This window comes from Amycolatopsis sp. NPDC051071, assembly GCF_040682875.1.
Lineage (GTDB): Bacteria > Actinomycetota > Actinomycetes > Mycobacteriales > Pseudonocardiaceae > Amycolatopsis.
This window is the reverse complement of sequence record NZ_JBFBBY010000028.1, coordinates 30,072-55,236: the sequence shown is the minus strand read 5'-3', so window position 1 is coordinate 55,236 and position 25,165 is coordinate 30,072. Positions and strand designations below refer to the sequence as shown.

The window sequence follows — 25,165 nt, the reverse complement described above, 5'->3', positions numbered from 1 at the left end:
CACCTACGAGTACACGCTGTCGCTGCGTCCGCTGACGTCGCAGGAAGCGCGAGCGGAGGTGCCGACCGGCGGATAACGCACGTCAGGCCAAACCGAGCTGCCGCCGCCCGACCTCGCCGAGTTCGTCCGGGGTCGGGCGGCCGGTCCAGCCGGTTTCGTAGTGCTCGGCGGCGAAGTCGCCAGGGCTGGCGCCTGCGAGGAACGCTTCCCCGCATTGTGCGGCGTAGGCGGCGTTCTTCTCGCAGTGCGGGCTGGCGGGGATGTACATGACGTTGCCCCAGCCCTGCTGGTCCTCGACTTCGCCGACCGAGTGGATCACGTCACCGTGCCACCAGACGGTGTCACCCGGTTCGACTTCGGGGATCGGGGTGAGCGCGGGTAGCAGTGGCGCGTGCCAGCGTTCGTTCACCGGCAGGGCTTCTCCGTTCGCGGCACCGCAGAGGTCGTCTTCGGCGACGTCGTCCTGAAGGGCGCGCAGCAGCAGATACACCATCGCCGACGGGATCGGGACGGCGTGCAGGACGCCCTCGGTGGGCCGCATGTCGGACAACGCCGTCCAGCCCTGGAAGGTACGGAACGCCGAGCACATCACGGTGGACGGGAACTCGTTGACCGTGGTGCGGTAGGCGCCGTCCCACGGGTCGTAGGCATCGAGGTCGCCGTCGAAGACGTGGCGGAAAACGTTCTGGTAGGCGGGAAGCAGCCAGCGTTCGACCGAGCCCGAGTCGGTATGCGCGGACAGGCCCGGGGAGTTCGTGCCGGGGGCGCGGCGGCGGACGCGGTCGGGGTAGGCGGTGTCGCGGGTGGGGTCGAACCACACGCGGCCCTCGGATTCGTGCTTCCAGAAGCCGTTGAGGAAACCACGCACCGCCACCATATTGGCGTCTTCACGGGCCTCCATCTGCGGACGAGACCAGTAAATCGGGAAGATCGCCGGTTTGCCGGCGCCGAGCCCGCCGAACACACGGTCGTCGAGGTATCGGTAGGTCTTCTCGAACTCGTTGCGTCCCAAGTAATCCTCGAGTTCGCGGTCCCAGGCCTCGGCCCGTTCACGGGGGAAGGTGTTCTTGACGATCACGCAGCCGCGGCGGCGGATGGCGCCGACGAGGTCGCCCGGTACCGTCCCGGCGGCGACGTCTTCGAACCGGACGACCGGCCACACTTCTTCGCCGCTTTCGCGCTTGGCCACGATGTCGGCGACTTCGGCGCGCATGAGTGCTTCGGCCCTCGCGAACGCGCCCGCGACGTCCCCGACGCGGGCGCGGAGCCGGGCCTTCGTTTCGCGGATGGCGGCCGGGATGTCCTGGGGGAGTTCGGTGGTCAGGGTCATCGCTGAACCTCCGGTGATTTGGTGATGTCACCTTACTATTGAGGGTAAGGCAGGGGGTGTGGCGGATTTGGCGGCGGCAGCGGACTCGCCAGTGTCCTGGCGCTCCTGGACCATCCACAAAGGACTTTCGGGATCCGGGCGTCCGGTTTGAGCGATTTGTATTGTTCCAGGAGGGGTCGGCGGGTCGAAGTACTCGCGGTCGAGGTGGTTCAGTCGGGGGTGCGGGTCTCGGTGTCGGGCTGTACATCGGGGACAGGCCCGACGATGCTGGAACCGGTGCGTGCCGCGCTCCCGCCGAGTCCCACTCGGCTTGCTCACGGCGGGCTCGGCACACTCGCTTCACTCCACGGGGCTACGCATTCGGCGTTGGACCACGCATGGACCGCCGCTGTCCGGGTGATGTCGGGCTGAGCCCGGCCTCCGGATCCTCGAAGTCGCTAGTCTTGATCTTCGACTGCGAGGGAGACTGAATTCATGGCGGAATGGGCCGATCTGGTCGCGTTCGTAAGACACGAATATCGGGTGGTAAAGGACGAACCGGACGAAATTCGAATCCGGTTGTCTTATGGCGACGACGATTACGAAGAGCGGGCCCAAACCGTGGTCATCGCGCGAGAGATCTTCGACCGCCGTGAGGACTGGGTGCAGATCGCGACCCCGTTCGCCCGGATCGACGAGGTGGATCTGGCGACCGTGCTGACCGAGATCGGCAACACGATCGTCGTCGGAGGGCTGGTGGTGATGGGTGAACACCTGGTGCTGCGCCATTCCCTGCCGCTGGTGAACCTCGACATCAACGAGTTCACCGATCCACTCGAACTCGTCGCAGGTTCGGCCGAACTGCTGGAACAGCAATTCACCGGTCGCGACGACTACTGAGCAGGCACCGCCTCTAGGCTGGCCGGCATGGAACGCGACATCGCACGTCTGCACCATGTCGGCCACGTCGTCGGCGACCTGTCGGCCGCGCTGGAGCGCTACCGGCGGCTGGGATTCATGGTGGCACCACCCAGTTATCCGGCCATGGCCCGCGGCGAAGGCGGCGAACCGGAGCCGTTCGGCGCGGCGAACACGCACGCCGACTTCGCGGACGGGTTTCTCGAACTCGCCACGCCGGTACGCGAAGGCGCTGTGGTGCCGCCCGACGCGAACGTCGTCCCGCTGACGGCGCCACCCGAAGTGCTGCCGGTCATCGTCGAGCGGATCGCCACGACCAGCGCGAATCTGGCGGCCTGCCTGGATCGCTTCGAGGGCCTGCACATCCTGATGTTCTCGTCGCCCGACATCGACGCTGTCGCGACGCGGCTGACCGCGTCCGAGGTCGGGCATGGAGGCGTGAACTCGGTACAGCGCCCGGTCGAGACCGAAACGGGCACCGTGGTCGAAACGGTCCGGTACCTGGAGATCGACGGCGCCGGGGCCCGCCCGGGTTCGGTGGAGGAAGGCCGGGTCGGCGTGGTCGCGGACCTTGACGGCGAGATACAGGGCAGCCGGTCTTCGGAGCACCCCAACGGGGCGATCGCCTTGGTAGAGGCGGTGCTGTGCGTCGCCGACGACGAACTCACGACGGTCGTGGCGCGCTACGAGCGCTATCTCGGTGGCCCGGTCCGTCCGGACGGACCCGCGTGGGCCTTCGACCTCGATGCCGGGCGCCTGACCCTGGTGCCCGCCTCCCGGCTGGAAGAGTTGCTGCCGGGTGAGCGCCCGGCTGTACTGCCGGCCATGGTGGCGTGCGCTGTCGGCGTCCGTGACCTCTCCGCCGCTGAGGAGTTCTTGCGGGAGAAGGGGTTCTCACTCGGCAGAACCGCGGACGGCGCACCGTTCGTTCCGGCGGCCGAGGCACTCGGCGCGGCTATCGTGTTCCGGCGTGTCTAGTGTCGCGTGATCCTGCTGCCTTGCGTCCGCTGTGGATCCACGTGGTTCCTGGCAAGACGAAGAAAAGCCGCTTGTACTGGTTGTACCAGGGGTTTCTTCGACGCGGCCAGGGGCCGCGTGGGCCGCAGCGGCGTAAGGCAAGCAGGGTCACGCGACACTAGCGACGACCTACCTGACCACTGCCCTTGTTCCCGAGATCGACTTACGCCAGTATGGGCCGCGCTGGCAGGCGAGATGAATCGGGTGGACGGGTGACCGGCAAGTGGGGCGGACTCGCGGCGCTGCTGGCGGGATTCTTCGTGCTCCTGCTCGATACGACGATCGTCGCCGTGGCGAGTCCGAGCATCCAGAGCGACCTCGGCGGCGACGTCGCCGGGCTGTTCTGGGTGACGGCAGGCTATCTGCTGGCGTTCTCCGTTCCGTTGCTCGTCGCAGGCAGGCTCGGTGATCTGTTCGACCCGAAACGCGTCTACCTCCTTGGCATGACGGGATTCGGCCTCGCGTCCGCGTTGTGCGGGCTCGCGTCGTCGATCGGCTGGCTCATCGCCTTCCGGGTCCTGCAGGGCCTGGCGGCGGCCGCGATGTCACCTCAGCCGCTCACGCTGATCCGACGGCTCTTCGCCGAAAACGAGCGGGGTCGCGCCTTCGGGATCTGGGGCTCCGTCGCGGCTGCCGCCACCTTGCTCGGGCCCGTTCTGGGTGGGCTGCTGACGGCGAGCCTCGATTGGCGCTGGATCTTCTGGGTCAACCTGCCGCTCTGCGGGATCGCGGTGGTGATGGGAATCCGGCTGATCCCCGGCAGCGGGGGCACCGCCACCCGCTTCGATCTTCTCGGCGCCGCGCTGAGCACGGCAGGACTGACCCTTCTCGTGTGGGCCCTGCTGTCCTGGCGCACTCTATCGCTGCCCGCGGTCGGCCTGGCCGTCGTACTGCTCGTACTCTTTTACTGCCGCGAGCGCGCCGAAGGCCCGGACGCTCTCGCCCCGCTGCGCCTCTACCGTTCGCCGGGGTATTTGTCGGCCAGTCTCGCGATGGCGTCACTGGGCGCGGCGGTACTCGCGATGGCCCTGCCGACCATGCTCTACATCCAAGAAGTGGGTGGCTTCGGACCTTTCGAGGCCGCGATGGTCATGGCGCCGGACGCCGTCGTCGCCATCGTCCTGTCACCGATGGCCGGCCGATGGGTCGATCGCGCGGGCGGTCGCCGTCCGGCGATTCTCGGGATGAGCCTGCTGACGTTCAGCCTGCTGATCACGGGTGTCGTCGTGGTGCTGGAGCTGAATCCCTGGTGGATCACTATCGGAGCCGCGATTCTCGGCGCTGCCAACGCCATCGCCTGGTCGCCACTGTCCGCGATCGCGATGGCGTCCGTGGAGCCGGCCGACGCGGGAGGTGCCTCGGGCCTGTTCAACACAGTGAGACAGGTGGGCGCGGTCGCGGGTGTCGCGGTGACCGGTGCCGTGCTGGCGGGTCTCGAGTCGAGGCCGGTGCTGGCGTTCGGCGTCGTGTTCGTCTTTGTCGTTCTTGTGGCCGCCGGAGGCTTTGTCGCGGCGACTCGACTGCCGAAGGTGGTAACGCTGGCCTGTTCATGAAGGAATCGGGACACTCAATGTCCCAATTCCTTCATGAACAAACCCCGAGCTCAGGGCGCGGCGTCCGTCACCGGGAAACGGCGACGGAACAGCCCCCGGACACTAAGCCAGATGCCGCCGCGCGAAGGCCTCCGAGCCCTGGGCCAGCAGGGTGACATCGGCGCCGACCAGTATGAATGAGGCGCCGGCGTCGAGATAGTGCTGGGCCTGCGTGGGGTCGAAAGCGTTGACACCCACTGGTTTCCCCTGCGCCCGGACGGCTTCGAAGGTGCCGAGGACGGCCGCGGTCACGTCGGCGTGGGTTTGCTGTCCGAGCAGCCCCATCGAGGCGGCCAGGTCGGACGGTCCGACGAACACACCGTCCACGCCGTCGACGGCGGCGATCTCGGCGGCGGCCGCGACACCCGCTGCCGACTCGATCTGGACGAACAGTGACGTGAACTCGTCGGCGTTCGGGAGGTAGCCCTCGACCCGGTTCCAGCGCGCGGACCGGGAGAGGGCGCTGCCGACACCACGTACGCCTCGCGGCGGATACCGGACGGCGCGCACGACGGCCTCCGCTTCCGCCGCACTGTCGACCATGGGCACGAGCAGGTTCTGCGCACCGAGATCGAGCAGTTGCTTGAGCGCGACGGCGTCGCCCGACGGGGCCCGGACCATCGGCGTGATCGGGTAGGCGGCGATCGTCTGCAGCAGCGATTGCACCGTTTCCAGCCCGACGGGGGAGTGCTCGGTGTCGATGAGCAGCCAGTCGAGCCCGGAGCCCGCGCAGATCTCCGCCACCACCGGGCTGCCCGAGGTGACCCACATGCCGATCCGCGGCCGGGTGGCTTCGGCCAGGCGCTCCCGGAACGTCGGCGCTAGACGAAGCGGCATGTGATCGCCCCCAGGTCCCGGTAGTCGGCGGTGACGGTGTCGCCGGGGTGCACCCACATCGGCCGGGTGAACGACCCGGCCAGCACGATGTCACCCGGGTCGAGTTTGTCCCCGTGTCGCGCGAGTTTGTTCGCCAGCCAGGCGACACCGTTCGCGGGGTGGTTCAGCACCGCGGCGGCGACACCGGATTCCTCGATGGTCTCGTTGCGATACAACAACGCCGAGACCCAGCGGAGGTCGACGGCGTCCACGGCGACCGGGTTGCCGCCATAGACCATCCCGCCCATCGCCGCGTTGTCGCTGATGGTGTCCACAATGGTCCGGCCAGCCATCTCGATACGCGAGGACAGGATCTCCAGCGCGGGCACGACGTACTCGGTCGCGCGCAGCACGTCGAACACCGTGGCGTCCGGTCCGGAAAGGGAATCACGGAGCACGAAGGCCAGTTCGACTTCGATGCGCACGTTCGAGAACCGGCTGTGCTCGATCACCGAGCCGTTCTCGAACACCATGTCGGCGAAGATGGCACCGTAGTCCGGCTCGGTGATCCCGGTCGCCGCCTGCATGACCTTCGACGTGAGCCCGATCTTGCGGCCGACGGGACGACGTCCCGCCGCGATACCCCGGCGCCGCCATTCGTTCTGCACGGCGTAGGAGTCCTCGACGGTCATGTCCGGATAGCGCGCCGTGAGCAGCGGAATCGTCTCGCGGGCCGCCTCGGCGGCGGCCAGTTCGTCGGCGATCGCGGTGATCGTTTCCTGGTCAAGCATGTCCCCGCCTCAGAGCTGGTTGCCGAGTTTGTACTCGCCTTGTTTCCACGACGGCAGTTCGCCTTCGTCCTCGCCCTTGCGGGTGTAGGAGAAGCCGTCGGCGCCGATGGTGACTTCGAGCTCGCTGTCGTCGGTGCGGGCGACCACCGGTTGCGGCTTGCCGTCGAGGTCGAGCACGAGGGACGCGTCGGTGTACCACGACGGGACCACCGGCGTGCCCCACCAGTCACGGCGCTGGTTGTCGTGCACGTCCCAGGTGACGACCGGGTTGTCGGGGTCGCCGGTGTAGTAGTCCTGCGTGTAGATCTCGACGCGGTGCCCGTCCGGATCGCGCACGTAGAGGTAGAAGGCGTTCGAGACGCCGTGCCTGCCGGGGCCGCGTTCGATATGGTCCGACATCCGCAGCGAGCCGAGTTTGTCGCAAATGGACAGGATGTTGTGCTTCTCGTGCGTGGCGAACGCGACGTGGTGCATCCGGGGCCCGTCGCCACCGGTCATCGCGGTGTCGTGCACAGTCGGCTTGCGGCGCATCCAGGCCGCGTACGTCGTGCCCTGATCGTCTTGGATGTCTTCGGTGACACGGAAGTTGAGGTCTTCCATATGCTTCACCGCGAGCGGGACGTCCGGGGTGACCTGGTTGAAGTGGTCGATCCGGACCAGCGCGCCCGGAAGGTGCAGGTCGTAGCTCCAGCCGAGCCGTTCGACGTGCTGGACGTCGTGGAAGAACTCGATCGGGAAGCCGAGCGGGTCCTGCACACGGACCGAATCGCCGATGCCGCGGTTGAACCCGTCCTCGCGGCGCTCGACCCGGCAGCCCAGCTCCGTGTAGAACGCGACCGCCTTGTCCAGGTCCTCCGGTGAGCGCACGCGGTAGGAGAACGCCGCGACCGCGGCCACCGGGCCCTGGCGCAGCACGAGGTTGTGGTGGATGAACTCGTCGAGCGTGCGCAGGCTGACCGTGGTCTCGTCTTCGTCGGTCACGGTCAGGCCGAGGACGTCGGCGTAGAACGCGCGCGAGCGTGCCAGGTCGGTGACGACGAGTTCCATATACGCGCAGCGCAGCACGTCCGGCGGCGGTGAGGACGGCGTGGGGATGGAGGTCATTGCGGCATCCTTTGTGGACGGAGGAACGGGTCAGCCCTTGCCGAAGGCGGGGTTGTGCACCTCGCCGAGGTTGATGTGCACCGCCTGCTGGTCGGTGTAGAAGTCGATCGAGCGGTAGCCGCCCTCGTGCCCCAGCCCGGACGCCTTGACTCCGCCGAACGGCGTGCGCAGATCCCGGACGTTGTTCGAGTTGAGCCACACCATCCCGGCCTCGACGGACTGCGCGAAGTTGTGCGCTCGCTTGAGGTCGTTGGTCCAGACGTAGGCGGCGAGCCCGTACTTCGTGTTGTTCGCCAGCTCCAGCGCTTCTTGTTCACTGTCGAACGGCGTGATCGCGACGACCGGGCCGAAGATCTCTTCCTGGAAGATCCGGGCGTCCGGTTTGACGTCGGCGAACACCGTCGGCGCCACGTAGTTCCCGGTCGGGAAGCCGTCCGGGCGGCCGCCGCCGGCGACCAGCGTGGCTTCGGTCTTCCCGATCTCGATGTACTTCATGACCTTGTCGTAGTGCTCGGGGTGCACCAGCGCGCCGACCTCGGTGGCCGGATCGCTCGGGTCGCCGACGACGACACGCTTGGCCTGTTCGGCGTAGCGCTGGACGAACTCGTCGTAGATCGCGCGTTCGACCAGGATCCGGCTGCCCGCCGTGCAGCGTTCGCCGTTGAGGGAGAACACGCCGAAGATCGTCGCGTCGATCGCGGTTTCGAGGTCGGCGTCGGCGAAGACGATGGCAGGCGACTTGCCGCCCAGTTCCATCGACAGTCCTTTGAGGAACGGCGCCGCGTTCCCGAAGATCAGGCTGCCGGTGCTGCTTTCACCGGTGAACGAGATCAGCGGGACGTCCGGATGCTTCACCAGCGCGTCACCCGCGTCCTCGCCGAGCCCGTTGACGAGGTTGAAGACGCCCGGCGGCAGCCCGGCCTCCTCGAAGATCTCCGCCCAGAGCGACGCCGAAAGCGGGGTGAACTCGGCGGGTTTGAGCACCACCGTGTTCCCGGTCGCCAGCGCGGGGGCGAGCTTCCACGACTCCAGCATGAACGGCGTGTTCCACGGCGTGATCAGCCCGGCGACACCGATCGGCTTGCGGTTGACGTAGTTCACCTGGCGGCCCGGCACCTTGTAGGCGTCGTCGGCCTGCGCGACGATCAGGTCGGCGAAGAACCGGAAGTTCTCCGCGGCCCGGCGCGCCTGGCCGAGTGCCTGCGAGATCGGCAGTCCCGAGTCGAAACTTTCCAGCGCCGCCAGCCGTTTGTCCCGCGACTCGACGACGTCGGCGACGCGGTTCAGCACGCGCGAACGCTCCCGCGGCAGCATCTTGGGCCACGGTCCTTCGGTGAACGCCTTCCGTGCGGCGGCGACGGCCCGATAGATGTCGGCCTTCTTGCCGGCGGCGGCCCGCACGTAGACCTCGTTGGTCACCGGGTCGAGCACGTCGAAGACGGCGCCGTCGGCCGAGTCGGTGAGTTCTCCGCCGATGTAGTGCCGGATCCGCTCCGGGACGCCGTCCGGGATCGGCCGGGGAGTCGTGGTGGTCAAGATTCCTCCTCGATTTTTGTCAGTGCTTCGCGCGCTTTCGAGCGTCCAAAAAGGCCTGCATGGTGGCCCAGCGGTGATTGCGTGCGGCGAATTCGATGTCGAGCGGGTCGGCCTTCTCGGAGATCAGCCGGAGGATTTGTTCGTGCTCTTCGACCGACCGGTGGGCACGGTCGGGGACGAACGCGAACGTGGAGTCGCGGAGGCCGGACAGCCTTGTCCAGCCCTGGTGCACGAGTTCGAGGATCTGCGGGTTCGGGCAGCACGCGAACAGCAGCGAGTGGAACTGCTGGTTCAGCGCGGTGAACTCGTGGGCGTCGAAGTGGTCCAACAGCGCGACCATGCGCTCGTTCACGCGGCGGGCCGCCGCGATGTCCTGTTCGGTCAGCTTCGGCGCGGAAAGGGCGGTGGCGACTCCTTCGACGACACCCAGGGTCTGCATGGCGTGGACGTATTCGTTCTGGTCCACCATCGCCACCCGCGCGCCGACGTTGCGCTCGAAGGTCACCAGCCGCTCGGCCTCCAGCCGCCGGATCGCCTCACGCACCGGGACCACGCTCATGTCGAGCGCGCCGGCGATCTCGGCGAGGACGAGCCGGTAACCCGGTCCGTACTCGTGCCGGGCGATCCGCTCACGGAGCCATTCGTAGGCGAGCTCGGATTTGCTGGCCGTCTTTACTGCTTCTTCTGCCATGCCTCATACCTTTCCCGCCACAACGGGTTGAGCGGGAAGAGCCCCTCGATCGGACGGCCATGGCCCACCTGCCCGGCGATCCAGGAGTCTTCGTCCTCCTGGATGAGCGCGGCGGTGGCGATCTCGTCGGCGAGGTGCGGCGGGATGACGATGACGCCGTCGTCGTCGCCGACGATGATGTCGCCCGGCAGCACTGTCGCGCCGCCGCAGGCGACGGCGACGTCGAGATCCCACGGCACATGCTTGCGGCCGAGGACCGCCGGATGCGCGCCTTGCGAGAACACCGGCAGCCCGGTTTCGGCGACGGCGCCGAAGTCCCGGACACCGCCGTCGGTGACCACTCCGGCCGCGCCGAGGTACCTGGCCCGCAACGCGAGGATGTCGCCGAGCGTCCCGGAGCCCGCGTCCCCGCGTGCCTCGATGACGATGACCTCACCCGCGCCGACCGAGTCGAACAGGCGCTTTTGCGCGTTGTACCCGCCACCGTGGGACTTGAAGAGATCCTCGCGGTTCGGGACGAAGCGCAGAGTCCTTGCCGTGCCGACGATCTTCGCACCGGGCAGATTGGGGCGGACGCCGTCGATCGCGACGTTGTTCAGCCCGCGCTTGCGCAGCTGGGCGGACAAGGCCGCGACCGGAGCACGCAGCAGCTTCGCCCGGAGTTCCTCGTCGAGGGCGGGGGCGGCCTCCCGCACCGGCTCGGGAGTGGAGGTGCCCCAGGCCTCGGCGCGCTGCTTGTCGTCGACCTCTGGCAGGCCGCCGACGTCGGAGAACGCCCGGATGCCTTGGGAGACGGTCGTGTGCAGGCGCCCGCTGCTGGCCGCCGTGCCAGGAACGTCCACCTCGACCACCACGACGTCGCCGGGGGAGACCACCGTGGACCCGGCGGGAGTGCCGGTGAGGATGACGTCGCCCGGTTCGAGCGTGAAGTGCTGGGAGAGGTCGGAAACGAACTGCCGCAAGGGGAACAGCATTCCGGCCGCGGTGTCCTCCTGTACGAGGTCGCCGTTGACCCAGGTGCGCACGCGCAGGGCCGCCGGGTCGATCTCACGCGCGTCGATCAGGCCGGGGCCGAGCGGGGTGTAGCCGTCACCGCCCTTGGAACGGACGTTGGAGCCCTTGTCCGCGGCGCGGAGGTCGTAGAGCCCGAAGTCGTTGGCCGCGGTGACCGCCGCGACGTGGTCCCACGCCTTGTCCGGTTTGACCCAGCGGGCCGTGGTGCCGATGACTAGCGCGATCTCGCCCTCGAAGGCCAGCAGTTCGGTGCCGGCGGGGCGTTCGACCGTGCCCCCGGACGTGCCGAGCGAACTCGACGGCTTGAAGAAGTACGACGGGTTCGCCGGACGTCGTCCGCGCTGTTCGGCCCGTGACGCGTAGCTGAGATGGACCGCGATGATCTTGCCCGGCCGGGTGCCCAGCGGACCGGACCCGCGTCCTGATGGCGCCGTTGCCTCGTAAGTGTCCATGTTTCCCTGAATCCCTCGACCCTTGCTTCGTATCTAATAACGTATATGATTCCGTGCCACAGTGGCAAGGCGGCCGACGACAAAGGAGTCCAAGTGTCGAATCCAGTGCAGGGCGAGCGCGTGCCCGGCCGAACCGCTCCGCCGTCCTCCGACCGGCGCCGTGTCGCGTTCGCGACCGTCGTGGGCACCACCGTCGAGTGGTACGACTTCTTCGTTTACGCGTCCGCGGCCGGTCTCGTCTTCGGCAAGTTGTTCTTCTCCGGCCTCGGCGCGAACAGCACCCTCGTCTCCTTCGCGACGGTGGGGGTGAGCTTCCTGTTCCGCCCGCTCGGCGCGTTCCTGGCCGGGCACTTCGGGGACAAGTACGGCCGCCGGGTGGTCCTGGTACTCACCCTGATCTTGATGGGTGCCGCGACCACGTTGATCGGTGTCCTGCCGACGTTCGACCAGGTCGGCGTCCTCGCGCCGGTGCTGCTGATCTTGCTTCGCGTCCTGCAGGGCGTGTCGGCGGGTGGGGAATGGGGCGGCGCGGTGCTGATGGCCGTCGAGCACGCGCCGTCGAATCGCCGTGGGCTCTTCGGTGCTTCGCCGCAGATCGGTGTCCCACTCGGTCTGCTGCTCGCTTCCGGCGTCCTGGCGCTGACCAGCCTGCTCGTCCCCGGCCAGGCGTTCCTCGACTGGGGCTGGCGGATCCCGTTCCTGCTCAGCGTCGGGCTGATCCTGGTCGGGCATTACGTCCGCCGCCGCGTCGAGGAGAGCCCGGTCTTCCGGGAGATCGCCGAACGCCGTGAGCGGACCCGGACTCCGATCGTGCAGCTGTTCCGCAAGCACGCCGTTCTCGTGCTGGTGGCCGCGCTGGTCTTCGCGGGCAACAACGCCGTCGGATACATGACCACCGGCGGCTACATCCAGAACTACGCGACCAACCCGAAGGGCCCGATCGGGCTCGACCGCGGTCCGGTGCTGTGGGCGGTGACCGCGTCGGCGGCGACCTGGCTGGTCTCGACCTGGGCGGCGGGTGCGGTGTCCGACCGGATCGGCAGGCGGCGGACCTACGTGCTGGGCTGGATCGCGCAACTCGCCGGCGTCGCCGTCCTCTTTCCCTTGGTGGACACCGGAAATGTTGTTCTGCTGGCGCTGGGGTTGATCATTCTCAGTGTCGGCCTCGGCTTCACCTACGGCCAGCAGGCGGCGTTCTACGCGGAACTGTTCCCCGCCTCGATCCGCTTCTCCGGCGTCTCGATCTCCTACGCGCTCGGCGCGATCCTCGGTGGCGCGTTCGCGCCGACCATCGCCACCGCGCTGGTCGGCGCGACCGGGACGTCGTTGTCCGTCGCGGTCTACCTGGCCGGGATGACGGTGATCGGGTTGATCGCGACACTGCTCCTGCGTGACCGTTCGGGTATCCCGCTCGGCCCGGACCACGAAGCCGAGCAGGCGGTCAGCCCGCTCCGGTTCTCGAAGTGAGGGTGCTCGAAAAGTGACAGGCCGTCCGTGACGCTCATCCGCCGAGAGCGTCACGGACGGCTTTCGCCGCCGCCTTGAGCCGTTCCGCGAGCTCGGCGGGGGTCTTCGTGCTCGACAGATAGACCACCGCGAGAGCCGCGGGCTGGTGACCGCGCAGGGGGAGCGGCACCGCCACGGCGCTCAGGTTCTCGATCACCTCACCGTGGCTGTCCGCGTAGCCGCGGGCAGCCACTTCCCGTACCTCGTCCGGCCAATCCTCCGACGGCAGCTGGGAAAGAATCGCGCGGCCGGGGGCGCCGTCGGTGAACGGATGCCTGGACCCCGGGCGCTGCGCGACGGACGCGACGGCGTGCCGGGGTTCGACGCTGACCAGGGTCACGCATTCCTCGCGGTCCCGAACCGCCACGAAACACGTCATGCCGAGCTCGTTCGCGACCGCGGTCAGTTCGGGTAGCGCGGCCGCCTGCAGGTCGTGCTTGATCCCCGCCGCCAGTGCCGCCAGCCGGGCGCCGAGTTCGATCCTGCCCGCCGGATCGCGCGTCACCAGGCCGTGGTCCTCAAGGGTGCGGATGAGCCGGTACGCGATCGACCGATGTACGCCAAGGTGCTCGGCCACCTGGTCGACGCTGAGGGTTTCCTGGGCGTCGGCAAGGACTTCGAGTACGCGGATGCCGCGGCTGAGCGTCTGGGACGCGCTTGCGGTCTTGCGGGAGTCCGAGACCATCGTATACGTTCCATTTCGATAGTTGAACTGGCTGTTCGATTATAGAACAGGAACTCGGACAATGATGTCACGCGAGGTGAGTTTTTCGCCCGGGTCGAATTTGTACCGGCCTCCCGCGCAGTTCTTCCGCGGTTGTCTCGGCCGGTTCGCCACGGGGGTCGCGGTCGTGACCTTCGATGCCACGACGGCCGACGGGACCGTGAAGCGGCACGGGCTGACCGTGAACTCGTTCACCGCGGTCTCGATGGATCCGCCGCTCGTCCTGGTGTCGATCCAGCGCACCGTGAAAAGCCACGACCTGCTTGAAGGATGTCCGTTCGCGGTGAACGTCCTCGGCGCGGAACAGCGGGCACTCGCGATGAACTTCGCCGGGCGGCCGACCCCGGAAGGCGCGCCGACGTGGGTCGAAGGCGGGCACGCGCCGAGGCTCGGCGGCGTCCTCAGCTGGTTCGACTGCACTCCCTGGGCTGCCTACGACGGCGGCGACCACACCCTGTTCCTCGGCGAGGTCCAGGAGTTCGACTACCGCTCCGGCGACGCGCTCGGCTTCGTCGACGGGCAGTTCTCGACGATCCACGAATCCGCCCAAGGCCACGAATCCCTCTTTTGACCAAGACGTCCCCGCTGAAAAGGAGTACCGACATGGGAGCCCGTACCGGACAGCAGTACCTCGACAAGCTCAACGCGATGACACCGGAGTTGTACGTCGACGGCGAGAAGGTGACGGCGAAGGTCGCCGAGCATCCGGCGTTCCGCAACAACGCGCTGACCTACGCGAAGCTGTTCGACCTCCAGCACGATCCGGCGCACCGCGACGTCCTGACCTACGAGTCGCCGACCACGGGGGAGCGGGTCGGTACCTCGTTCCTGGTGCCGCGCACCGAGGAAGACCTCAAGCGCCGCCGTGCCGCTTTCTTCGTGTGGGCGCGGTACTCCAACGGTTTCCTCGGCCGCACCGGCGACTACATGAACTCCTCGCTCACCGCGCTCTCGACCGCGAAGAAGTTCTTCTCCAAGGCCGATCCCGTCTACGGCGAGCGCATCGAGAAGTACTACGAAATGGCACGGGAGAACGATCTCCTCGCAACGCATACGCTGATCCCGCCGCAGGTCAACCGGTCGGTGTCCGGCAGTCAGCAGGGTGGCGGCAAGCTGTCGGCCAAGGTGATCGAGGAACGGGAGGACGGCATCGTCATCCGCGGTGCCCGGATGCTCGCCACGATCGCCCCGATCGCCGATGAACTCCTGGTGTTCCCGTCGACGGTCCTGCGTGGCACCCCCGAAGATGCTCCGTACTCCTACGCCTTCGCAGTCCCGAACGACGCGCCCGGCCTCAAGTACTTCTGCCGCGCCGGACTCGACCAAGGCCGCTCGCATTTCGACGAGCCGCTCGCGTCGCGCTTCGAGGAGATGGACGCGGTCGTGGTGTTCGACGACGTGTTCGTCCCGAACGAGCGCGTTTTCCTGTTGGGGCATCCGGAACTGTGCAACGCCTGGTACGCCGAGACCGGCGCGGGTGCGCTGATGACCCACCAGGTCGTCACTCGCACGCTGGCCAAGACCGAGTTCTACCTCGGGCTCGCCAGTGAGATCGCCGACGCGATCGGGATCGGCGGATTCCAGCACATCCAGCAGGACCTCTCGGAGCTGATCTCCTACGTCGAGATCGAGAAGGCCGTCCTTCGCGCGGCCGAGGCCGACGGCGCGGTGAGCGAGGACGGCGTCTTCCTGCCCAAATGGGAAGTCCTCAACGCCGCCCGCAACTGGTATCCCACCAAGGTGTCCCCGCGACTGGCCGAGATCATCCGCAAGTTCTCGGCGTCCGGTCTCATGGCCCTGCCGGGGGAGGCGGACTTCGAGACCGAGGGACGCGCCGACATCGACACCTACCTCCAGTCGGCCACTCTGACGGCGAAGGACCGCGCGCGGCTGTTCAAGCTGGCGTTCGACGCGTCGGTCTCCGGGTTCGCCGGCCGCGAGTCGCTGTACGAGTACTTCTTCTTCGGTGACCCGGTGCGGATGGCGGGTGCTCAGGTGAACGCGTACCCGCGGGAGGCGTTACAGGAACGGGTGCGTGAACTTTTGAACCGGGAAGGGCAGTAGCGGCCGGACGCGGATTTCGTCGATGGATCGGCCTGCGCGCGCGATTTCATCGGCGATTTCCCGTCGCCGATGAAATCGGCCAAGATGTGTCCTGAATTTGTCCAAATTTCCGTCGTCACGAATCGATGAGCACGTTGCAACCTTCGAGTTAATCTCCCCATTGACCGTTCAAGTCCGCCATATCGGTGCGCAAAAATCCAGGTGCCCTGATCGACGATGGCCAGGACGAGGCGGCAGGGGGAGACATGATCGAAACCGCGGAGTGCGCGGGTGCGGATTTCTGCGAGGAGCTTTCGGGTTCCGATGACACGTCCTTCACCCGATTCTACGAAGGCGATCCACCGTCCCGGCTGATATGTTCGACGGAAAACTTGACGTTGCTGGCGGATATGTCACCGCTCGTACTCGGTCACCTCCTGTTGTTGCCTTCGAACCACTACTTGTCGTTCGCTCAGGTACTTTCCCGCCACGAGGCGGAGGTGCTCGACTTCCTCGCCGACTTCGTCCCCCGGTACCGGGAAACCTTCGGGGAGCCGCTGATCCTGGAACACGGATCGAGTGACGGGCAGGAGAACCACGCCTGCATAACGCACGCGCATCTGCATTTCCTGCCCGTCGACGGCGACCGGGTGGACGATCTCCTGATCGGGGATTCCCTCGCCTACGAGGATCTGGGTTCACTCGGTGAACTCGCGCTCCCGCCGTGGCCGTCTTCGGCGTATTTCCTTCGGGTCCACCGTGACAAAGTCCGGGTCTACCGGCCGACCAGCGACCAGAAGAGGCAGTATTTACGCTCGATCGTCGGAGCCGTGCTGGCCATCGAAGAACCCGAATGGGATTACGCGGTGGTGATGCGGAAAGGGGAGCTCCGCGAGACCATGCGAATGGTGGACCTGTGGTGAGTGGGAAATTTTCGGACGAGCCGACCCGGATCGCCGAAACGATCGTGCCGCTGTTCGCCGGCCAGGCCGGCGGATTCCTCCCGGTTTCGTCGCCGGACGGCAGCCGGGTGGAGCTGACCGCGGGAGCCGACGACCAGGACGACTGCGCGGTCTTCCGGCTGACCGGAAGCCATGACCTCGTGGTGGGCAGCGATTACATCCGCGGCCCCAAGTTCCGGCTGTACGAGATGGGCCACCTCGACGAATACGACCTTGGCTACTACCTGGTCGCGGCCAACCTGAGCGACATCGCGGCGATGGGTGCGAAGCCGATCGGCCTGCTTTCGGTCGTCCGGTATCCGGCGGAGATGGACGACGCGCTGTTCGGCTTCGTCATGAAGGGCATCCGAGACGCCTGCGCCGCCTTCGGTTGTCTCAACGTCGGCGGAGACATCGGCGGCGCGGAACGCCTGATCCTGTCGGCGTCGGCGCTGGGCGTGTGCCCGGCCGGTGGTGCGCTGCTGAGGTCCGGCGCGAAACCCGGCGACGTCGTCTGCCTGACGGCGCCGACCGGGCCCGCCGGCGCCGCGATGGCGTACCTGCGGTCCGGGACGCCGGACGAGGCCATCGACAGGCTGCTGCCGTCGATGCTCTCGCACTGGAAGCGGCCGGTGGCGAGGATCGACGAGGGACTCGCACTCGGGGCGAGCGGGGTGGTCACGAGCTGCCAGGACACGTCGGACGGCCTCAAGGCCACCTTGCTCAGTATCGCCGGCCTCAGCGGCGTCGGGATCACCGTCGAGGAAAGGACGGTACCCGTGCTGGCCGGGGTGGCCGCCGTGGCCGCGCACGTGGGGGTGGAGCCGCTGAGCCTGGTCATGGGCGATTCGGTCGATTTCGAACTCGTCTTCACGGTTCCGCCCGACCGGGCGGACGAGCTCGCGGAATCGCTCGGCTTCCACCGGATCGGGATCGTCACCGAGGACCCGGAAGTGGTCCTGCGGGCCGAGGACGGCACCCGTTCGGACCTGCCAGGTAAGGCTTGGCGGCACCAGAGCGATAGGAAGGCATGACCCGGATGACGGCCAAGGCCGCGGACAAGGCGGTCTTGCTGTCGGCGACCCTGTGTTTGGCAGGCAAGGCCTACAACGTTCCTTCGCGGGCCTTCTGGGACGAGGTCCTGAACGGCCGCCCGTACCTGCTGCTGGTCTTTCTCGTCGTGGCCGGCGTGTTCGGCGCCTTCACCCCGTTCGAGAGCTGGCAGCGGCGCTCGTTCGTGGACCGGAATGTCGTGATGCGCCGCCGCATCCTGTCGACGTTCGGCCGGCTGCTCGACATCAGCGCTGAAATCGAGCCCGCGTTGGAGACGGGTGACCTGGCCCTCCACGTGTGGCGGCGGAAGCGGACCTTGCGGCATCCGGTACACGGTGTGCTGAAGCGGCTTTCCTCGTATCGGATGTCCTCCTTTCCGGCCACGCGGAGTTTCGCGCCGGCGCGAGGTGTCGGCGCTGTAGGGCTGTGCTGGCTCCGTGATCGAGAGGTGTGGTTCGACGTGGCTCCGCTGGCGGCGGAGCTCACGGACGAGGAGAAATACGACGACTACGTGAGCCGGTGGGGACGGGAATCGGTGATGAACCTGTCCTGGGATGAATTTCATGCCCTCAAACATCGAGCCGCGCTCTTCGTCACCCCGATCAGGAGCGGGCGGAACAAATTCGTCGGCTGCGTGAGTGTCGACGCCAGCCGCGGGTACGACGTGCTCAAACGGCGGCAGCTGCTCGAGGAGATGACCAATCTGGGGATGGCCATCGGGCGTGAGGATTTCGAATGCACCTGAACGGCGAGGACCTGTCCGCCCACGTTTCGAGGACTCGCCGGATTTACGACGAAGGCGTCGCCGAGTACACCCGGACCACGGACAAGCTGGACGACTTTCCCGGTCTCGACCGTGAGCTGGACCGGTTTTTCGAGGCACTCCCCGGTGAATTGGTGCTGGACCTCGGCTGCGGAGCGGGCCGTGACGCGGAGTATCTGATCGGGCGGGGTGCGGAGGTGCTGGCAGGCGACGTCAGCGAGGAAATGCTGAGATACACGCGCCGCCGCTGCGCGGTTTTCGGTTCTGTGCAGTGTGACTTACTGGCCTTGCCGCTGGCGAGCGGCGTGCTCGACGGCGTTTGGGCTTGTGCGAGTGTGCTCCATCTGCCGAAGGTGGCGCATCCGGTCGCTTTCGCGGAGATTCACCGGGTGCTCGTCCCCGGTGGGGTCACCGCGATCAGTCTCAAAGCGGGGGAAAGTGAAGGATGGGTGCGGGAAGGCCGGATGTCGTCACCCAGATGGTTTTCGTTGCGCCGCCCCGAGGCCGTCGTGGACGAGCTGAGCGCCGTCGGCTTCGTTTCGGCTCGTGTCCTGCCAAGCGGTCGTACCAACTGGTTCATCGTGGAGGCGGTGAAGGCTTAGTGGTTGATTTCGGCCGGACGTCCATCGGGAAGCTGGGCCGTCGAAACCCCGAAGGACTTCCGAAACCGACCACCTAGGCGAGCCACTCGTCGGGATCAGTACCGGGAAGAACGTGGCGGATGCCGCCTCGCGGGTCCGGAACGTCGCCTTCGTAACGCGGGATCAGGTGGATGTGCAGATGGTCGATCGTCCGCCCCGCGGCCCGTCCCTCGTTCACCCCGATGGTGTACCCGTCCGGCTGAAACCGTTCCTCGATGTACTGCTGCGCCCGTTTGATCAGGGCATAGACTTCGGTGTGTTCGCTCGGCGTGAGGTCGAAGTAGGACGCCACATGCCTGATCGGGACGACCTCGACATGGCCTTTGGCCGCCGGAAAGTTGTCCAGGCGGACATAGATCTCCTGACCGGTGAACAGTAAGTCATTGACTTCGGGATCGTGGATCTGGCAAAAGAGACATTTGCCGGTGTCCGGCTCGGCTTCGTGTTCCTTCGCCATCGCCGGTTTCATCAGCAATACTCCTTGTCGTTGATCGATCACTCGAAGTCATACCGGTGGTCAACTCAGCTTCGTCGCCGACAAAGCTGAAGGTTACCCGTCCTATCGGCTGGTCTCTAAGCCTCGTTTGCGACACGCCGACGACATTTGGCCGACCACCTGGTCGAGGGTGAGTTCGGAGGTGTCGATCCGGATGGCGTCCTCGGCGGCGACCAACGGTGACGCCGCCCGTGACATATCGGCTTCGTCCCGGCGGATGACGTCCTTGAGCACGTTCTTATAGGTGTCGGCGTGCTCCTGGCGCATTCGTCGCAGTGCCCGGACCTCGGGTGTCGCCGTCAAGAAGAACTTCAGTGACGCGGATGGGAAGATGGCGGTGCCGATGTCGCGGCCCTCGATGACGCAGTGTGTCTGGGTTTCGGCCCAAACCCTGATGAGGCTGGTGACCCGCCGCCGGACATCCGCGATCCTGGCGACCGCCGAGACGGCGACGTTGACGGGTGCTTCCCGGAGTCTGTCCGGGGCGTAGCGCTCGGACGTCAGCAGTTCCGCCGAACGGCTCTCGACAATCAGCTCGTCGCACAGTTCGGTGATTTCGTGTGCGTTTCCCACGGGAATCTCCCGTTGAAGTGCTTCGAAGGCGATGATGCGATAGGTTCTACCGCTTTCGAGATAACGCAGGTCAAAGGACTCCGCCAACGCCCGGCAGGTGGTGGTCTTGCCGGCCGCCGCCGGACCGTCCACCGCCACGACGGTGCTGACGCGTTGTCCGGGCATGGTTTTTCCTTTGATGAGTGGACATTCGTGTGATGAGCAGGGCGCAGACGCTACCACGGCGGAATTGCGTGCGGGCGAAGTGTGTACGCGCTCTCGGAGCAGCGGAAACACGTGAGTCGGCGCGCTGCCAACGGTTGTCGGTGTTCGCGAGCGGTCGAGATCGCGACGCTCCGGTGGGATACGGGTCACTCTTCTGGTACCTCTGGTACACCACTATGTGTTGATGTACGCCAAAAGTGCGTCCGCGCACGCGGCGATTCCCTTCGGTTGAGAGCAAGGCTCGTTCGATTTTCGCACCTTCGTGTGGTGGAGACGGTGAGGAATACGTTTCCGGCAAGCTCTTTTGTCATGAGTGTCAAGTTTTTGAATGTTTCTTGTAACGGATGCCACGAAGCCGGCGTCGTCAGTGGTAACCGCTCTTGACGGCGGACCGCCGCGGGGTGGCGGTCCGCCCGCCCGGCCGGACACGCCCGGGATTCCTCAACTTGATTCATTCCAGAAAATGGGCCAGACTGCGCCCGTGCCCACGACTCCGGACTTCGAACGCATGCTGCGCGGGGCTTCCCTGCGGGTGACGCGGCCTCGGCTGGCCGTGCTGACCGCGGTACGCGACCACGCGCACGCCGACACCGACTCGATCATCGGTGCCGTGCGTGCGGAGCTCGGCGAGGTTTCGCACCAAGCCATTTACGACGTGTTGCGGGCACTGACCACCGCGGGTCTCGTCCGGCGCATCCAGCCGGCGGGATCCGTAGCACGTTATGAGTCCCGGGTCGGGGACAACCACCACCACGTCGTGTGCCGATCATGTGGTGTCATCGCCGACGTCGACCGCGCCGTCGGTCCCGCACCCTGTTTGAGCGCGTCGGACGACCACGGCTTCGTGATCGAAGAGGCCGAGGTCATCTACTGGGGCCTGTGTCCCGATTGCGCGACCGACCCCAGTTCCTGAGCCCCGCTGCTCTATTCCCCGGAAGGATTCCCGTGTCTGACAGCCCAGACGCCGTCGTTGGCGAAATGAACGAAGAGAGCGCGGGCGGCTGCCCCGTCTCGGCCGGGCGCCGCAACCACCCCACCGAAGGAGCGGGCAACCGCGACTGGTGGCCGAACCAGCTCAACCTGAAGATCCTCCGGAAGCACACCGCGGCCTCCGACCCGATGGACTCCGGGTTCGACTACGCCGCCGAGTTCAAGACCGTCGACCTCGACGAGCTCGCGAAGGACGTCGACGCCGTCCTCACCACCTCGCAGGACTGGTGGCCCGCGGACTTCGGCCACTACGGCGGCCTCATGATCCGCATGGCGTGGCACAGTGCCGGCACGTACCGCATCGAGGACGGTCGCGGTGGCGCGGGCGCCGGCATGCAGCGATTCGCCCCCCTCAACAGCTGGCCGGACAACGGCAACCTGGACAAGGCGCGCCGCCTGCTGTGGCCGGTCAAGAAGAAGTACGGCCGCAAGATCTCGTGGGCCGACCTGATGATCTTCACCGGCAACCGCGCGCTGGAGACCATGGGCTTCAAGACCTTCGGCTTCGCCGGTGGCCGCGCGGACGTGTGGGAGCCGGACGAGGACGTGTACTGGGGTCCCGAGCGCACCTGGCTCGGCGACGAGCGCTACACCGGTGACCGTCAGCTCGAAGACCCGCTCGCCGCCGTGCAGATGGGCCTCATCTACGTCAACCCGGAAGGCCCGAACGGCAACCCGGACCCGCTGGCGGCGGCCCGCGACATCCGCGAGACCTTCCGCCGGATGGCGATGAACGACGAGGAGACCGTCGCGCTGATCGCCGGCGGCCACACCTTCGGCAAGGCACACGGCGCGGCCAACCCGGACGAGTACGTCGGTGCCGAGCCCGAGGGCGCTTCGATCGAGGAGCAGGGCCTTGGCTGGAAGAACAGCTTCGGCAGCGGCCGCGGCCGGGACGCCATCACCAGTGGTCTCGAAACCACCTGGACCTCCACGCCGACCCAATGGAGCCACGGCTTCTTCCAGAACTTGTTCGGCTACGAATGGGAGCTGACCAAGAGCCCCGCGGGTGCTCACCAGTGGCAGCCGAAGGACGGTGCCGGCGCGAACACCGTGCCCGACCCCGAGTCCGGTGAGCTCAAGCGCCCGCCGACGATGCTCACCACCGACCTGTCGCTGCGGTTCGACCCGGTTTACGAGCAGATCTCGCGTCGGTTCCTGGACAACCCGGACCAGTTCGCGGACGCCTTCGCCCGCGCCTGGTTCAAGCTGACCCACCGTGACATGGGCCCGATCCAGCGCTACCTCGGCCCGCTGGTGCCGCAGGAGACGCTGATCTGGCAGGACCCGGTCCCGGCCGTCGACCACGAGCTGATCGACGACGCGGACATCGCCTCCCTCAAGGCGAAGCTGCTCGACTCGGGCCTTTCGGTCTCGCAGCTGGTGTCCACCGCCTGGGCGTCGGCCTCGACGTTCCGCGCGAGCGACAAGCGCGGGGGCGCGAACGGTGCCCGCATCCGCCTTGAGCCGCAGCGCGACTGGGAGGTCAACGACCCGCAGACGCTGGCGCAGGTGCTGCGGACGCTGGAAAGCGTCCAGGAGTCCTTCAACAGCGCCCAGAGCGGCAAGAAGGTCTCGCGGGCCGACCTGATCGTCCTCGGTGGCGTCGCGGCCGTCGAGAAGGCGGCCAAGGACGGCGGCGTCGAGGTCACGGTGCCGTTCACCCCGGGCCGTACCGACGCGTCGCAGGAGCAGACCGACGTCGAATCGTTCGCCGCGCTGGAGCCGACCATCGACGGTTTCCGCAACTACCGCGGCAAGGGCCACCGTCTCCCGACGGAGTACCTGCTCATCGACCGCGCGAACCTGCTGGACCTGAGTGCCCCGGAGCTGGCCGTCCTGGTCGGCGGCCTGCGGGTGCTGGGTGCCAACGCGCAGCAGTCCGCGAACGGCGTGTTCACCGCGAAGCCGGGGACGCTGAACAACGACTTCTTCGTGAACCTGCTCGACATGGGTGTGCGGTGGACGGCGGCGTCCGGCGACGCGGAGACCTTCGAAGGCCGCGACTCCGCGACCGGCGAGATCAAGTGGACCGGTACCCGGGCCGACCTCGTGTTCGGGTCGAACTCCGAGCTTCGCGCGGTGGCGGAGGTCTACGCCAGCGACGACGCGAAGGAGAAGTTCGTCCGCGACTTCGTGGCGGCGTGGGACAAGGTCATGAACCTCGACCGGTACGACGTGGCGTGATCCAAGCCTGAATCCTGGCTTGACACCAACCGGGCCGGCCGCCTTTCGCGGTCGGCCCGGCCTGCTTTCGGGGGAACCGCGTCGCGCGTTCGGCGTAGTCGAAAAGCACGAAGCCGGAATGATGGATAGCACTGGATGCAAAAGCCCTGGTGACGGACGATTTCGCTGCCGACGAAACACCGAACACCTGGGAGCGAGTCGTATGACGAACGAAACCACCGATAACGCAAGGCTGCTCTTCCTCGGCCTCGGGATCGACACCGCGAAAGCGGGCGGCGTAATCGACCTCGTGATCGACCGCTTCGACAACTGGACCAACAAGGCGCGAGTCGACGCCTTCAGATGCTTCACCGGCGCCTGTTGCGTCATTCCACCCCTGGCCGAAGCCAAGTGATCCGCCGATCACGTATGGCCAGTACCCAACCGATCGGTCTCTTGAGGTAAGGCAAAGGTGGCGTGGTGCCCGGGCTCGCTGTGACCGGCTTGTTCGCGGGGTTGGCGGCCAGAGCGAAGGCGTGACTCGCGTGCTCAAGGACGTGACTCGCGTGCTTGAAGGCGTCACTCGCGTGCTTGAGCACGTAACTCGCGTGCTTGAAGGCGGATCTCACGTGCTGGACGCCGAACTCGGTGGGCGGGGTCTGAGCACGCGAGTCACGGCTTTAAGCACGCGAGTGCGGTGCCGGGACGCTGGCGAGCCCGCTGCCGCCGCCAATCCGCCCCGCCACTCACGACCCTTTCAGCAGGACAGGGTGCCGGCGCGGAGCGCGTGGCCGCCTTCGTTGCCGTCGTCGGCCCAGACCACCTGCTTGCTCCCGGACGAACAAACCGGGGCGATGGCGAACCCTTCGTTGTTGTGGTCCGGCATCCCGCTCGGCCGGTCGTAGGTCCTGGTCACCGCGAACTTGCCCTGTGCGGAGACGGCGAGGGTGGTCGAGTCGCCACCGCAGGTGTCGTCGCAGACGGCCCACAGCTTGCCGGTCGAAGCCTCGAATTCGAGGTCCATGATGGACTCGAGCCCGCTCGCGAAGCTTGCCACGCGGGTGTATTTCGTGCCTGCCTGGTCGAGCGCGTAGGCGTAGATCATGCCGTTGCTTTCCAGCCCGACGAAGTAGAGACCGCTGCCGTGGCCGGGATAGCTGCCGGGGGAGTACGGCGCCTTCGTGCGTTCGTCCACGAACCCCTTCGCGGTGAGGGCGCTGTCCGGGACCCACGAGACGGCTTCGAGGCCGTCGTTGGCCGAAACCTTCGGCAGATCCGCGGTCAGATCCCACTCGGCCTTCGCGGCGAGGGCCTTGGCCGAGCCGGATACGTCGTACCGGAGCACCTTGAGCGCGCTCTTCTTGTCGTTGTCCCCGTCACGTTCGGTGGCCGTGACCACGCCGTCCGGGTTGGCGACCACGGCTTCCGCGTCGGGATCGCCCTTGCCGTTGCGGTAGCGCAGGGCCTTGCCGGACGACCAGCCGTTGGCGGTGTCGGGCTGCCACTTCGAGCCGTTGCGCACCAGCCGGTACAGCGTGCCGGGACCATTCTTCACCGCCCACAGCACGTTCGCGCTTTCGAAGGACAGGCCGCTGAGGTTTCCGCCGAAGACGTTCGAACCGTCGGCGTTGGTGACGGCGGAGCCGCCCGGCCAGGGGCTGTTCGCCGTCGTGCTCGCGGTGGCCGTCGTCGGCAGGACCAGCAGGGCAGCGGCGGCGATGGCCGCGGTGCCGAGCCTGGCGGTGCGGATCCGGCGGGATGATCGGGGCATTCGCGCTCCTTCGGGGTGGGCGAAGTGGGTCGCGGCGTGCTGTCTGAAGTTAAG

Annotated in this window: 24 protein-coding genes; 13 read left to right on the top strand and 11 right to left on the bottom strand. The window is 67.0% G+C overall.

The features are described 5' to 3' along the window. Positions 1–82 precede the first annotated feature (82 nt). Positions 83–1,330: a YbiU family protein gene (locus AB0M65_RS12575; RefSeq protein ID WP_364025752.1), complete on the bottom strand. Its 1,248-nt coding sequence runs from the start codon at positions 1,328–1,330 to the stop codon at positions 83–85. Between the two features lie 474 nt (positions 1,331–1,804). Between AB0M65_RS12575 and AB0M65_RS12570 the strand changes: the two genes are divergently transcribed. The 3 genes from AB0M65_RS12570 (at position 1,805) to AB0M65_RS12560 (ending at position 4,797) form a co-directional block, all read left to right on the top strand. Further along, a complete protein-coding gene (locus AB0M65_RS12570) occupies positions 1,805–2,209 on the top strand; it encodes a hypothetical protein (RefSeq protein WP_181772472.1) in 405 nt (134 codons plus the stop codon). 27 nt (positions 2,210–2,236) lie between these two features. Continuing rightward, complete coding sequence (locus tag AB0M65_RS12565; RefSeq protein WP_364025748.1) at positions 2,237–3,205, top strand: VOC family protein; 969 nt, start codon at positions 2,237–2,239, stop codon at positions 3,203–3,205. 251 nt (positions 3,206–3,456) lie between these two features. Further along, the gene (locus tag AB0M65_RS12560; RefSeq protein ID WP_364025745.1) at positions 3,457–4,797 is read left to right on the top strand and encodes an MFS transporter; all 1,341 of its coding nucleotides are present in this window, start codon (positions 3,457–3,459) and stop codon (positions 4,795–4,797) included. Positions 4,798–4,899: 102 nt separating this feature from the next. Here AB0M65_RS12560 and AB0M65_RS12555 read toward each other — a convergent pair whose 3' ends face one another. Genes AB0M65_RS12555 through AB0M65_RS12530 form a run of 6 tightly spaced genes read right to left on the bottom strand, consistent with a single transcriptional unit; the run spans position 4,900 to position 11,240 of the window. Beyond that, positions 4,900–5,673 carry an aldolase/citrate lyase family protein gene (locus AB0M65_RS12555; RefSeq protein ID WP_364025742.1) on the bottom strand — a complete coding sequence of 258 codons (774 nt, stop codon included), beginning with the start codon at positions 5,671–5,673 and terminating at the stop codon, positions 4,900–4,902. Further along, positions 5,658–6,443 (bottom strand): 2-oxo-hept-4-ene-1,7-dioate hydratase, encoded by a 786-nt coding sequence (gene hpaH / locus AB0M65_RS12550; protein WP_364025739.1) that lies wholly within the window; start codon positions 6,441–6,443, stop codon positions 5,658–5,660. The genes AB0M65_RS12555 and hpaH overlap by 16 nt, the downstream gene beginning before the upstream one ends. Before the next feature lie 9 nt (positions 6,444–6,452). Next, a complete protein-coding gene (gene hpaD / locus AB0M65_RS12545) occupies positions 6,453–7,547 on the bottom strand; it encodes a 3,4-dihydroxyphenylacetate 2,3-dioxygenase (protein WP_364025736.1) in 1,095 nt (364 codons plus the stop codon). Positions 7,548–7,577: 30 nt separating this feature from the next. Beyond that, a complete protein-coding gene (hpaE, locus tag AB0M65_RS12540; protein ID WP_364025733.1) occupies positions 7,578–9,083 on the bottom strand; it encodes a 5-carboxymethyl-2-hydroxymuconate semialdehyde dehydrogenase in 1,506 nt (501 codons plus the stop codon). 19 nt (positions 9,084–9,102) lie between these two features. Continuing rightward, the gene (locus AB0M65_RS12535) at positions 9,103–9,774 is read right to left on the bottom strand and encodes a GntR family transcriptional regulator (protein WP_364025730.1); all 672 of its coding nucleotides are present in this window, start codon (positions 9,772–9,774) and stop codon (positions 9,103–9,105) included. After that, a complete protein-coding gene (locus tag AB0M65_RS12530; protein ID WP_364025727.1) occupies positions 9,756–11,240 on the bottom strand; it encodes a fumarylacetoacetate hydrolase family protein in 1,485 nt (494 codons plus the stop codon). The genes AB0M65_RS12535 and AB0M65_RS12530 overlap by 19 nt, the downstream gene beginning before the upstream one ends. A 93-nt stretch (positions 11,241–11,333) precedes the next feature. Between AB0M65_RS12530 and AB0M65_RS12525 the strand changes: the two genes are divergently transcribed. Continuing rightward, positions 11,334–12,707 (top strand): MFS transporter, encoded by a 1,374-nt coding sequence (locus tag AB0M65_RS12525; RefSeq protein ID WP_364025724.1) that lies wholly within the window; start codon positions 11,334–11,336, stop codon positions 12,705–12,707. 34 nt (positions 12,708–12,741) lie between these two features. On the opposite strand, the gene AB0M65_RS12520 is transcribed toward AB0M65_RS12525, so the two are convergent. After that, entirely contained in the window at positions 12,742–13,431 is a 690-nt protein-coding gene (locus tag AB0M65_RS12520) for a helix-turn-helix domain-containing protein (protein WP_364025721.1), read from the bottom strand. 76 nt (positions 13,432–13,507) lie between these two features. On the opposite strand from AB0M65_RS12520, the gene AB0M65_RS12515 reads away from it, so the two are divergent. The 6 genes from AB0M65_RS12515 to AB0M65_RS12490 all read left to right on the top strand — a co-directional run bounded on the left by AB0M65_RS12515 (position 13,508) and on the right by AB0M65_RS12490 (position 18,872). Beyond that, positions 13,508–14,041, top strand: coding sequence for a flavin reductase family protein (locus AB0M65_RS12515; protein WP_364025718.1), 534 nt, complete (start codon positions 13,508–13,510; stop codon positions 14,039–14,041). Positions 14,042–14,073: 32 nt separating this feature from the next. Then, positions 14,074–15,534 (top strand): 4-hydroxyphenylacetate 3-monooxygenase, oxygenase component, encoded by a 1,461-nt coding sequence (hpaB, locus tag AB0M65_RS12510; protein WP_364025715.1) that lies wholly within the window; start codon positions 14,074–14,076, stop codon positions 15,532–15,534. Positions 15,535–15,779: 245 nt separating this feature from the next. Then, on the top strand, positions 15,780–16,436 hold the full coding sequence (locus AB0M65_RS12505; RefSeq protein WP_364025712.1) for an HIT domain-containing protein: 657 nt from the start codon (positions 15,780–15,782) through the stop codon (positions 16,434–16,436). Then, positions 16,433–17,488 (top strand): thiamine-phosphate kinase, encoded by a 1,056-nt coding sequence (thiL, locus tag AB0M65_RS12500; RefSeq protein ID WP_364025709.1) that lies wholly within the window; start codon positions 16,433–16,435, stop codon positions 17,486–17,488. The genes AB0M65_RS12505 and thiL overlap by 4 nt, the downstream gene beginning before the upstream one ends. Beyond that, the gene (locus tag AB0M65_RS12495; RefSeq protein WP_364025706.1) at positions 17,485–18,252 is read left to right on the top strand and encodes a hypothetical protein; all 768 of its coding nucleotides are present in this window, start codon (positions 17,485–17,487) and stop codon (positions 18,250–18,252) included. Before thiL ends, AB0M65_RS12495 begins: the two co-directional genes overlap by 4 nt. After that, positions 18,243–18,872 carry a class I SAM-dependent methyltransferase gene (locus AB0M65_RS12490; protein ID WP_364025703.1) on the top strand — a complete coding sequence of 210 codons (630 nt, stop codon included), beginning with the start codon at positions 18,243–18,245 and terminating at the stop codon, positions 18,870–18,872. The genes AB0M65_RS12495 and AB0M65_RS12490 overlap by 10 nt, the downstream gene beginning before the upstream one ends. Before the next feature lie 73 nt (positions 18,873–18,945). On the opposite strand, the gene AB0M65_RS12485 is transcribed toward AB0M65_RS12490, so the two are convergent. Further along, a complete protein-coding gene (locus AB0M65_RS12485; RefSeq protein WP_364025700.1) occupies positions 18,946–19,380 on the bottom strand; it encodes an HIT family protein in 435 nt (144 codons plus the stop codon). A 90-nt stretch (positions 19,381–19,470) separates the two neighbouring features. Then, positions 19,471–20,145: a (d)CMP kinase gene (gene cmk / locus AB0M65_RS12480; RefSeq protein WP_364025697.1), complete on the bottom strand. Its 675-nt coding sequence runs from the start codon at positions 20,143–20,145 to the stop codon at positions 19,471–19,473. Between the two features lie 520 nt (positions 20,146–20,665). On the opposite strand from cmk, the gene AB0M65_RS12475 reads away from it, so the two are divergent. From AB0M65_RS12475 to AB0M65_RS12465, 3 genes are all read left to right on the top strand, one after another. Further along, positions 20,666–21,097: a Fur family transcriptional regulator gene (locus AB0M65_RS12475; RefSeq protein WP_364025695.1), complete on the top strand. Its 432-nt coding sequence runs from the start codon at positions 20,666–20,668 to the stop codon at positions 21,095–21,097. 32 nt (positions 21,098–21,129) lie between these two features. Next, positions 21,130–23,361: a catalase/peroxidase HPI gene (gene katG / locus AB0M65_RS12470; protein ID WP_364025692.1), complete on the top strand. Its 2,232-nt coding sequence runs from the start codon at positions 21,130–21,132 to the stop codon at positions 23,359–23,361. A gap of 202 nt (positions 23,362–23,563) precedes the next feature. Next, positions 23,564–23,755, top strand: coding sequence for a hypothetical protein (locus tag AB0M65_RS12465; RefSeq protein WP_364025690.1), 192 nt, complete (start codon positions 23,564–23,566; stop codon positions 23,753–23,755). Between the two features lie 342 nt (positions 23,756–24,097). Here the strand turns inward: AB0M65_RS12465 and AB0M65_RS12460 are convergent, their stop codons facing one another. Further along, positions 24,098–25,111 carry a hypothetical protein gene (locus AB0M65_RS12460; protein WP_364025687.1) on the bottom strand — a complete coding sequence of 338 codons (1,014 nt, stop codon included), beginning with the start codon at positions 25,109–25,111 and terminating at the stop codon, positions 24,098–24,100. Positions 25,112–25,165: the final 54 nt, after the last annotated feature.